General features: G+C 70.9%; 13 protein-coding genes. 1 reads left to right on the forward strand and 12 read right to left on the reverse strand.

The window, feature by feature from the left end:
* Positions 1-332: 332 nt before the first annotated feature.
* From ACH4TP_RS38105 to ACH4TP_RS38115, 3 genes are all read right to left on the reverse strand, one after another.
* Positions 333-2,657: a hypothetical protein gene (locus tag ACH4TP_RS38105; protein WP_398440472.1), complete on the reverse strand. Its 2,325-nt coding sequence runs from the start codon at positions 2,655-2,657 to the stop codon at positions 333-335.
* 94 nt (positions 2,658-2,751) lie between these two features.
* Positions 2,752-3,129 carry a hypothetical protein gene (locus ACH4TP_RS38110; protein ID WP_398440473.1) on the reverse strand — a complete coding sequence of 126 codons (378 nt, stop codon included), beginning with the start codon at positions 3,127-3,129 and terminating at the stop codon, positions 2,752-2,754.
* A gap of 5 nt (positions 3,130-3,134) precedes the next feature.
* The gene (locus tag ACH4TP_RS38115) at positions 3,135-4,214 is read right to left on the reverse strand and encodes a hypothetical protein (protein WP_398440474.1); all 1,080 of its coding nucleotides are present in this window, start codon (positions 4,212-4,214) and stop codon (positions 3,135-3,137) included.
* Between ACH4TP_RS38115 and ACH4TP_RS38120 the strand changes: the two genes are divergently transcribed.
* A complete protein-coding gene (locus tag ACH4TP_RS38120) occupies positions 4,213-5,175 on the forward strand; it encodes a hypothetical protein (RefSeq protein ID WP_398440475.1) in 963 nt (320 codons plus the stop codon). The genes ACH4TP_RS38115 and ACH4TP_RS38120 overlap by 2 nt on opposite strands.
* 5 nt (positions 5,176-5,180) lie before the next feature.
* Here the strand turns inward: ACH4TP_RS38120 and ACH4TP_RS38125 are convergent, their stop codons facing one another.
* The 9 genes from ACH4TP_RS38125 to ACH4TP_RS38165 all read right to left on the reverse strand — a co-directional run bounded on the left by ACH4TP_RS38125 (position 5,181) and on the right by ACH4TP_RS38165 (position 9,894).
* A complete protein-coding gene (locus ACH4TP_RS38125) occupies positions 5,181-5,885 on the reverse strand; it encodes a hypothetical protein (protein ID WP_398440477.1) in 705 nt (234 codons plus the stop codon).
* Positions 5,886-5,888: 3 nt separating this feature from the next.
* On the reverse strand, positions 5,889-6,413 hold the full coding sequence (locus ACH4TP_RS38130; RefSeq protein ID WP_398440478.1) for a hypothetical protein: 525 nt from the start codon (positions 6,411-6,413) through the stop codon (positions 5,889-5,891).
* Between the two features lie 33 nt (positions 6,414-6,446).
* Positions 6,447-7,652 carry a hypothetical protein gene (locus ACH4TP_RS38135; protein WP_398440479.1) on the reverse strand — a complete coding sequence of 402 codons (1,206 nt, stop codon included), beginning with the start codon at positions 7,650-7,652 and terminating at the stop codon, positions 6,447-6,449.
* 20 nt (positions 7,653-7,672) lie between these two features.
* On the reverse strand, positions 7,673-7,966 hold the full coding sequence (locus ACH4TP_RS38140; protein ID WP_398440480.1) for a hypothetical protein: 294 nt from the start codon (positions 7,964-7,966) through the stop codon (positions 7,673-7,675).
* A complete protein-coding gene (locus tag ACH4TP_RS38145) occupies positions 7,963-8,175 on the reverse strand; it encodes a hypothetical protein (RefSeq protein WP_398440481.1) in 213 nt (70 codons plus the stop codon). Before ACH4TP_RS38145 ends, ACH4TP_RS38140 begins: the two co-directional genes overlap by 4 nt.
* Before the next feature lie 36 nt (positions 8,176-8,211).
* On the reverse strand, positions 8,212-8,346 hold the full coding sequence (locus tag ACH4TP_RS38150) for a hypothetical protein (RefSeq protein WP_398440482.1): 135 nt from the start codon (positions 8,344-8,346) through the stop codon (positions 8,212-8,214).
* Between the two features lie 26 nt (positions 8,347-8,372).
* A complete protein-coding gene (locus tag ACH4TP_RS38155; protein WP_398440483.1) occupies positions 8,373-8,792 on the reverse strand; it encodes an NUDIX domain-containing protein in 420 nt (139 codons plus the stop codon).
* A gap of 82 nt (positions 8,793-8,874) precedes the next feature.
* Positions 8,875-9,639, reverse strand: coding sequence for a hypothetical protein (locus tag ACH4TP_RS38160; protein ID WP_398440484.1), 765 nt, complete (start codon positions 9,637-9,639; stop codon positions 8,875-8,877).
* Positions 9,640-9,711: 72 nt separating this feature from the next.
* Positions 9,712-9,894 (reverse strand): hypothetical protein, encoded by a 183-nt coding sequence (locus tag ACH4TP_RS38165; RefSeq protein WP_398440485.1) that lies wholly within the window; start codon positions 9,892-9,894, stop codon positions 9,712-9,714.
* Between the last annotated feature and the right edge of the window lie 5 nt (positions 9,895-9,899).

The following is a 9,899-nucleotide window of genomic DNA, read 5'->3' on the forward strand; positions in this document are numbered from 1 at the left end:
GAACGCTCGTGGACTGCACCGCCTGTGGGCGGGCAGGAAGAACCACCTACGGGTGGAAGGAAGCGATCAACCCGGTGGGCAGTGCGGCTTCGGCCGGGCTGCCCCTTTCCTCTTCCTCGGGGAATGGGGCGGCCCCGCCAGCACGGGGGTGACTGGCGGGGCCGGGTTTGTCGGCAGACATCTTGACGGCGGCGCGGGGACACCTGCGAACAAGAAGAGGAACGCGTCTGCTTCCGGGATCCATGGTGGCAGGCCGGGCGCGGTTTGTCTGAGGTGTCATCCCCCGGGCCCGCTGCTGCTGTTTGTGGTGGGAGGCCGGGGGTTCGGTCGCTTCAGTCGCTGGTCTCGTCCTCGTCGTTGGTGTCCGGGGTGTCGGCCGGGCCGCGGCCGAGGGCGTACACGCCGCGGACGACGTTGCCGTGCTCGTCGGTCTGCTGGTGGATGGTGCCGGCCTTCTTCAGCTTGGTGAGCGTGTTGTTGAGGGTGTTCTCCTTCAGGCCGCTGAGGGCGGCGATCTGGTCCTTGCGGACGTAGATGGTCTCGAGACCGGCGGGGTCGGTGAACTCCTTGATGGCGGCGACGACCTTGTCTTCGGCGGTCTCGGGCTTCTTCGGCGTGAACACGGACGGGGGCAGGCCGCCGTCGATGTCCCCGTTGTAGTCGGGGGCCTTCCCGTCGCCGATGACGGGCGTGGAGGCGATCTCGTGGCGGAGGTCCCAGTCCGGCCAGTCCGCCGGGTACGCGACGGCGTTCGTGTCGACGTAGGGGGCGGCGGACTCAAGGACGAAGGTGCGCATCATCTCGGCTGCGCCGCCGGGGCCGAGAACATAGCCGAGGCCGAAGGTCGACTTGGGGTCCTTCATGGCGACCTCCTCGTCGTAGATGAGGGGCCTCTCGACGTCCCAGGCCGCGGGGATCGACCCGGGGTCGATGCCCTCGAACCCGGTGGAGGCAAGGTGTGCCTGGTCGCTGTCGGTGCGGAGCATGACGAGGGACCCGCCCTGGATGACGTTCGTACGGATAGCGGTGGATCCGCCGAGCTTGTCGGCGTTCACGGCCTGGTTGACGATCCCGAGGATGATGCCGAGGGAGCGGGCCTTGGCAGCCAGCGCATCGACGATGATCTTCGCTTCCTTGCTGGTCTCGACGAGCTCGGTCAGCGGCACGTGGGCCTCGTCGATGATGACGCGGACCCAGGGCCGGTCGGGGGTGGCGACGAAGTTCTTCATCTTCAGCCGGGCAGACTCGGCGATCCGGAACTGGAGCAGGGCGTAGGCGACGCGGAGGGCGCCCATGATGCCGTCGTCGCCGAGGCCGGAGTAACAGGCCATGAGCTCGACGTCGGGGTTGGAGGAGCCCTTGGGGTCGCCGTAGATGATGGCGTGGCCGTTGACGTGGTCGGCGAGCGCGACGATCTGTACGAGGCCGCCCTTGCCGGAGCCGGTGACGCCGGCGATGAAGAGGTGGCGGGCGCCGAGGACGGGGTCGGTGAACTGCAGGCGGGCGGGGAACCCGGAGACGTGCCGGCCGATCTGGACGTATCCGCCGTCGGAGATTTTCAGGACGTGGGTGCCGGGGAACGGCGTGCCTTCCTGGAGGGGGTTGTGCTTCATGAGGCGGATGACGCCGCGGCGCGGGTCGCCGGGGGTGGGGGTGTAGGAGCACAGGAGGGTGTTGGTGCGCAGGGCGCCGACGAGGTCTTCGTGGGCGGGGGTGACGAGGCGTGGGGTGTCCTCGTTGGCGACGACGACGGCGACTTCGCCGCCGGTGGCGGGGTCTTCCTGGACCTGCTCGAGGTGGGAGCCCTTCATGACGGTGGTGGCGACGTACTTGGTCCAGGCGCCGGCGAGGGTGGTGGGGTCGAGTTCGGCGGGCGGCGTGTAGTTGACGGTGATGTGGCGTTCGCCGGAGTGGGTGCCGCCGTGGATGAGGATCCAGTCGGTGGGGACCTGGTAGACGGAGGAGACGGTCTCGCGGGTGACGTTGACGCTGGTGCCGACGGGGGCGGTGATGCTGCCGGTCCATCGGTCGGCGGCCACGGTGCGGAGGGTGAGGACCTGCATCTTGTGGGCGCCGCCGGTGGGGTGGGAGATGTGGCGGCCCCAGGACTGGAGGATCTGCTCGGCCGGGGTGATGGCGATCTGGCGCGGGTCCGGGGTGTAGGAGACGGCGCCGGGGGTGGCCGGGAGCGGGGCGGCCGAGGCGGTGGTCTTCTTGCGGCGCAGGACGCGGCGGAGCGTGAACGGTGCGAACCCGACGCCTGCCCACCAGCCGAGCGACAGGATCCCGGGGATGGAAGGGAGGGTGGCGATGCCGGCGAACAGGGCGTCGAAGCCGGCGGGGCCGCCGAGGGTTCCGGCAGCGAGTGCCATGCCGGTGGTGAGGGTGGAGGCGAACAGGGGGACGCGGTGGGCGCGGACGATGTCGGCGCCGGGGATCTGCGCGAGGACGGTCGCCGGGAGGCGGTTCATGTAGTTCGCGGCGAGGAACCCGGCCCCGGCGCCGTAGGCGAGGGTGGCGACGAACGCGGCGCTGCCGTCCAGGAGCGGGGCGCCGACGCTGGTGACGATCGGGGCGAGGCTGGTGGCGGCCGCGACGGCGCGTTCGGTGGCGGCCGACCGGACCGTGCCGGTGGTGACGGGGGCGGTCGTGTTCACGGGGGTCTCCATCAGGGGCGGTTGGCTGGTCGGCTTGCGGGGCGATACCGGGGGTGCGGGGCCGGAGAGGTCCGGCCCCTCGAAGGGCTGGGGGCTACTCCTGGCGGAGCCACTCGCGGTTGACGTCGCTGAGGTCGACCGGGGCGCGGTCGAACTGCTCCTTGATCCCGGAGTGTGTGGTGCGGGCCTGGTCGAGCGCGGCGCCGGCGGCCTTCGCGGTCGTGTCGCCGGCGGCGGCATACGCGATGACCGCCTCGCTGACGCCCCGCAGAATCTGGGCGAGCTCGCGGGTCTCCGACACGGTTGCGGAGTCGACGTTGAGGGCGGTGATGCCGTCTGCGGTGCGGGCGGTTGTCTCGGCGATCACGTCGATCTGTTCCGTGCGCTCCCGGATCTGGTCGGCCGCGCGGGCGATGCCTTTCTCCATGACGGCGACGGCTGCGACGAGCTGGGTGTAGGTCAGGTCAGGCATCGTGGTCATCCCTTGTAGAAGCGGAGCTCGGCGGGGGCGGTCTCGTCGGAGTCGACGACGGCCTGGTAGATGGGGCCGTAGCGGGTCATCGTGTTGGCGAGGACGGCGCCGGTGGAATCAGCTCCGCGTACCGCCCGCCGGTGAGCTTCCTGAGCGAGCGCGACCTGGGCCTGCGCGCTGTCCTGGAGGCGAGTGAGTTTCTCGAGGAGCTTGTCTCCGCCCTTGACGGCCTTGGCCTGGTCGAGGAGCTGGGTGACCCGGTCAGCCTGCTGGGTGGCGTGGAACGCGAGGCCCTTGGTGGCCTCGGCGACGAGTTGGACCTGGCCCTGGTTCTCGACCAGGCGCCGCTCGAAGCCCTTCAGGTTGCGGACTTCGCCGCGGGACATGGACGGGCGGTTGGCGTCCGGGCCGAGGTGGACGTGGGTGGCGTCGACGCCGGTCACGGTGAGCGGGGTGGCCGGGGCTGGCTCGGTGGGGGCCGGGGGCGTGGTCGGCTTGGGCGGGACCGGCGGCGCGGTCGGGGCTGTGGGCATCGGGGGTTCCTTTCGTTCCTCCTTGCGGAGGTCGCGGGCGCGGTCCAGGCGGTTCTTCTCGTCGTCGGCGGCGTCCATGGCCGAGGTCCAGCCGTCCTGGAAGCCGTGTCCGTAGGCGCGGCCCTTGGCGGCGGCGCGGCCGGCGCGGTGCCCGTCGCGGTATCCGGTCTCCCGGGCGCCGCGGGTGAGCATCGGCTTGCTCGCGGCGTCTTCCGGGTCGGTGGTGCCGTCTGGGCTGGTCTTCTTCCCGTCGGTGGACGCGTCGGTCTTCTTGGCGGCCGTGTCCGGGGCGGTTTCCTTGCTGTCGGGCGCGCTTGAGGACTTCGGGCCCTTGCCGGATCCGCTCTTGCTGGTGTCCTTGTGGTCTCCGGTGCGGGGGGTGGGCGCCGCTGGCCGGTCGGCCGCGCCGGGGCCGGAGCCCTTGCCCTTGTCGGCGGCCGTCTTGTCCGGGGTGCGGCCGGCGCCGCGTGAGGTGGTGGATCCGGCACCGTTGGAGCTCTTCTCGCTGCTCCCCTTCGGCGTGCCCCCACCCGTACCGGAGCCGCCGCCCATGGGGCTCTTCCCCGGGCTGCTGGGCGCCTTGCTGGAACCGGAACCGTCCGACGGCGCCTTGCTGTCCTTCGAGGGCTTCACGGGGCTGGGGGCGGTCTTCTGCGGTGCGGTCTTCGGCGCGGGTGCGGGGTCGGTCGCGGTGGTGGTCTTGTCCGCCAGCTTCTTCGGGGACGGCGCGGGGGCGGGGCTCTTGGACGACTCGGTCTTCTTGAGTGGCGGCGCCGGCGCCGGGCTCGGAGTGGAACGGGGGCTGTTCTTCGGCGCAGGTGCTTTCGGGGCGGGCGTGGGCGCCGGGCTCTTCGGAGCCTGGACGGGGGACGGCTTTGGCGCGGGTACAAGCCGCGGCGCCGGGCCGGGCTTCGGAGCCGGACTCTTGGTGCCAGCGGAGCTCGTGCCGGAGGGCTGCTTCGGCGTCGGGTTCACCGGCTGCTTCCGGGCGAGAGCGGCGTCCGCCACGGCCTGCGCCTTCTTGACCTCCAGGCGCTTGATATTCGCTCCCGCACCCTTCCGCCAACGTTCCGCAGCAGCCAGAAGCCACGCCCGAATCACGCTTTCCTTCGGCCGGTTACCGGAATTCGACCGGTTCCCAGCAGCGGAATTCGCGTCCTTTTCCGTGGTGTTCTCCGGGGCCTCGTGGAACGCGGCGCTCGACATACCGGTGGGCGTAGCGCCGGGGGCTGCTCCCGGGACCGGGCCGGCGGTCATGGCGGCGGTGGTCATGGGGCGGGCGGGTTCGACCGGCGTGAGCATCGAAGCCAGGAAGCCGGGCCCGGTGGCGGGCGGCTCGTCGGGGCTGGGCATTGCTGCGGGGGCCGTGTCGACCGCCATCACATTCCTCACTCTCTGTGAATCATCGGGCTACTTACCGACCGACCTACCACCCCGAAAAAACCTGTTCAGGGCGACCATCGGATCTTCGGGACCGGCCGATGGGCCTGTGTGGCGGGCGGTAGGTCGGTAGGTAGGTCACGCAGTGTCAGATCGGGTGCCGCGCTTCGCGGCGCCGAAAGCAAGCACGGCGAACGCGCCGATGCCCAGCACAAGGAAGCCGCTGACGCCCTCCTCGCCGCCCCCGGCCGCGGTGCCGCCGGTCGCCGTGGTGGTGATCGGGGTGCTGGCCGCAGCGGTGTCGAAGCGGGTGGTGTTCTTCTCGCCGCCGTACTGGGCGAGGCAGTTGTCGATGACCTCGCGGTAGGACGGCGATCCGAATCCCTTCCCGACCATTTCCTTGTCGGTCTTCACGCAGGAATCCACGGACGCCTGTCGGGTCTTCTCCTCGGTGCTGAGGGAATTCCGCTTCGTTTCGTTGGCCCGGTTGAGTTCCTTCAGTTCCTCGATTCGCAGGAGCTGCGCCTGGATTTCCATTTCCTTGGCGTGGGCCTGGTTCTCGGCGACGGTGGCGGTGTGGGACTGGTAGCCGATGTACGCGCCGCCGACGAGGACGACGGCGACGGCGGTGAGACCGACCTTCCCGCGCTTCGTCAGACCGGGCTTGGCCTGCGTGAACGCGCCCGTCGGGTGGTTGGTGGGAGGGCCGTAGGGGTTCGGGTCGTAGCCCGCGGGCGTGGTGGGGGTGTTGTAGCCGTCCCAGTGGGAGGGCTCCGGGGTCTGGCCGAAGCCGGAGTTCTGCATCATGCGCTCGAACTCTTCGTTGTCGCGGGGGGCGTGCACGGGTCAGTCTCCGATCGTGTGGGCGTGCTCGGCAGCGCGGGTGAGAAGGGCTTTGACGTGCGGGAACGTGCGGCCGGGGAGGTCGTTCCAGGCGAAGAACTGCATACGAACCCCGGCGGCCTCGAGGACGGTGTGCATGTGGTCGACGGCCCGCTCCCGGGCGTTCGGGGTGACGTGCCCGGTCTTCTCCAGGAGGGTTTGCGCCCCGCGGATGCACAGTCGGCCGGCGGGGTCCAGGTCGAGGGACTTGCACCAGCCGTACGTCTCGAGGACCGAGAGGGTGTGCAGGAGGTGTAGGGACGGCGGGAGCGGGGTGCCGGTCTGCCACATGCCGAGCCCGGCGAGGAGCTGCTGGGCAGGGCGGGGGACCAGCCGCTGCCCCCACGTCGGCGGCGCGGGAGGCAGGGGCGGGACCCGCAGCGGGTGCGGCGCGCGGGAGGACCGCGGGGTGGACGGGACGACCGGGCGGGGCGCTACGGCCGGAGGGCGAGTCCCGGCGACCGAGGCGACAAGGAGGGGTGCGGGCATGACGGGGGTTCCTTCTCTCAGCACTGGCGGGGGTTACGCGTTGTGACCGGTGATCTTGTTGTGGACTTCCTTGTAGAGGGCCCGGATGTCGTCCGTCTTCAGGCCGTAGCCCTTGTCCCGCCACGCCTTCTCGAACGCGTTCTGGGAGGGCGCCTGGTCGCCCTTGCGGAGGTCGAAGTACACGTCGAAGGCGAGGGCCCGGCGGTCGAGCACGCCCTCGGTGAGCCCTCCGCTCGCCTGCGCCTCGCCCAGGTTCGCCCCGGGCGCGCCTGCACCGTGCTCGGAGGTGCGCCCCGGTGCGCCCTCGCTGGTCAGAGCGTTGCCGTCGTCGCCCGCCGGGGCAGGTGCGCCCTGAGCGCCAAGGGCGGGGCGCAGGGAGCGGAGCGCGTACTTCTCGTTGCGGTCGGGGAGCTCCTTGAAGGCCCGCATACGGTCGATGCGGGTGGTGATCCGCATCTCGACGCCGAACTCGTCGAGGGTGTCGGCGATGCCGTGGAAGGAGGCGTCGCCGGCGCGCATGAGGGCCTTCTCGTAGGCCCGCTTGCCCATGAGCCAGGGCTTGCCGAGCGTGACGAGCGCGACGAGTTTGTCCTGCGCGTTGCGGCGGCTGATCGACTCGGCGTCCGCGCCGCGGGACCCGATACCGAGCTTCGACTCCAGGCGCTTGAGGCGGTCGCGCCAGGCACGGGCGATCAGGCTGTCGGACTTGATCTCGACCTTGCCGAGCTTGGCCTCGAGGCCGAGGAGCTTGTGGAGGCCGTAGGCGAGCATGACGGGGCCGACGATGCGGACGAGCGCGGTACCGATGTCCTCGTGCTCCTGGCGAACGACCTCGATGGCGCCGACGGCCTGGGCGAGGACGAGGAGGTAGGCGACGCGGGTGGCGCCCTTGTCGTTGAACGCCCAGGCGTAGAAGGACAGGCCGATGACAATGGCCTCGAGGACGAGGCCGACCGTCGTGTGCCAGGGGGCGTCCATGTGGAGGCGCTTCTCGGCGAAGCGAGCCGAAGTGTTCGTGGACAGGGCGAGGCCAGCGACGATGACGAGGCCCATGCCGGCGAAGCCGATGCGGTTACGGCGCTTGGTGGGGTCGGCCGTCTTGCTCAGGTTGACGCGGGTCTGACGCTTGGTGGCGAGGCGGTAGCCGAAGGTCAGGGTCGAGACGAGGGTGATGGAGAGCAGGACGGCCCATGCCCACACGGGCACCTGCTCGGCCGCGTTCTGCATCTGGGAGAGCATGGACGGAGTCCTTCCGGGGTTCAGGCGGCGGTGGCCGGGGCGGAGAGCGGGAGGGTCTTGCTGGAGCGGGTGGTACCGGTCATCAGGCGGCGAACGGTGGCGGTGAGACGGCGCGCGGCGAGGCTCTCGGCGGTGGCCAGGTCGACGACGACTTGGCCGTCCTCGGCGTGGAGGCCGAGGACGAACCGGCCGGTGGCGGCGGCCTCGTCGAAGGCGGGGTTCGTGGTCTTGACCGTGATCTCGTAGGCGTCGAAGTCAGCCGGCATCCAGCTGGCCGGGTCGCCGGTCGGGGCGCGGAGCGCGGCGGCGGTCACAGCGCACCCCCGTGGCGGGAGTGGTCGGTGGCGAGGGCGGTGAGGCGGGACCGCTCGGTGGGCGCCGCGCCGGTCATGTCGATCCGGGCGCCGCAGCCGTCGACCGGGCAGGTGACGGTGGCACGGGGAACGTTGCGGCGCTGCGCGTAGGCGGCGACGGTCGCGGCGATGCCGGGGAGGATGAACGCGAGGGTGATGAGGAGGGCCATGGCGGGCTCCTTCGGTGAGGTCTCTGATGAGGTGGGCTACGAGTCGCGGCGGGGGTTGAACTTCACGCGGGAGGCGGGCTTGTTGGTGCTCGTGGGCTTGTCCGGCTTCGGGGTCGTACGGCGACCGCCGAGGTTGATCCGGACGCGGGAGGTGGGCTTCTTCTCGGTCATCAGGGGGTCCTTCGCGGTGAGGAGGGTCAGATGCTGGTGGTGCGGACGGCGTCGAGGATCGTGGCGTGGTCGAAGGCGAGCGTCGGCAGGTCGCTCAGGGGCCACCACTGGGCGCGGGTCGCGTCGTCGCCCGCCTCGATGGGCGTGCGGGACACGACCTCCAGGTGGTAGGCGACGGTCACGTACCTGCCGCGCGGGTCCCGGGACGGGGCGTCGAACACGCCGATCTGGGTGAGCTCCTCGGGCGCCGCGTAGACGCCGGCCTCCTCGGCTAGCTCGCGGGCCGCAGCGGCGCGGCTGGTCTCGCCCGAGTCGACGTGCCCGCCGGGCAGTGCCCACTGGCCCTGGTGCGGGTCCCACCCGCGCTCGATGAGCAGGACGCGCCCGTCGGTGGTGGTGACGACGACGTCAGCGGTGTAGCGAATGGTCTCGAAGGTCTCGGCCATGTCGACTCCTGGGTGGTCGTGGTTCAGGGGTGGGGGTTCGGCCCGTTGTCGGCTCCCGGGCCGGACCCCGCTCGCTGGATGGTCAGGCGGTGGGCTGGCCGGTGAGGCGGTTGACCTTGGCGACGTGGGCTTCCTGCTGCTTGATCAGGCGCTGGGCCTTACCGGCGGCGGTGTACTTGCGGTACTCGCCCTGGTAGTCGGTGCCGTACTCGTCGGTCGAGCAGATCGGCCAGTCCTTGGCCTCGGGGAACCCGGCCGCCTTGAGTGCCTCGTCGTAGCCGAGCATCTCCTCGTGCATGTTCCGGTCGTGGACCTCGGCGATCTCCTGGGCTCGCTCGTCGAAGGCGATCGCGGCGGTCAGGTAGGTGTCGTGGGTGTCGACCAGGCGGGAGACGGCGGACGGCCACTCCTTCGCGGCGGCCGGGTCCCGCAGGTACGCGAACGCGGCCTCGACGGCCCGCTCGGCCTGGTTGTGCGCCTTCCACAGGTCACCGGCGTCCCGCACGGTGGTCTTCAGCTCCGCGACGTGCCGGGCGTTCTTCCACTCGATGCGGGCCTGCTGGTAGATGTCGCTGAGGATCTCGCGGGCGAGGTTCCTGAGCTGGTGCTCGGTCTTGTCGGCGGCCGGTCGGCCGGCCTCCTCGTCCAGGTGCTTGTAGGCGAGCTTCGGGTCCTCCCAGTACCGGTCGGGCTCGGTCGGCTCCGGCTCCAGGCCGGTGAACGGGGTGAAGGTGTAGCGCATGTTGTAGGTGCCCGGCGTGACGGTGGTCAGCTTGGCCGGGAGGTACGGGCGGAGCCGGTTCATGATGTCGGTGAGCTGCTCGCCGGTGAACTGGTACGAGGGCATGGGTGCTCCTTGAGGGTGTGGTCGGGGAGGGGCCCGGCAGGTGGTGCCGGGCCCCAGCGGGTGTGGGGGCAGTCAGTGGCGGTAGCGGACGGCGTCCGAGGGCACCTGGTGGACCTGGCCCTGCCGGGCGTGCACACCGCAGTCCTCGATCTGGATTTGCGCGGTGGCTCCGTCGTCAGAGAGGACCCGGGCGCGGACAGTGGTGCCGTTCCGGCCGAGGCTGGGCCAGATCACGTTCTCGTCGATGACGTGCATGGGGT

This window comes from Streptomyces sp. NPDC021012 (assembly GCF_044333355.1).
In the GTDB taxonomy this organism is placed as follows: domain Bacteria; phylum Actinomycetota; class Actinomycetes; order Streptomycetales; family Streptomycetaceae; genus Streptomyces.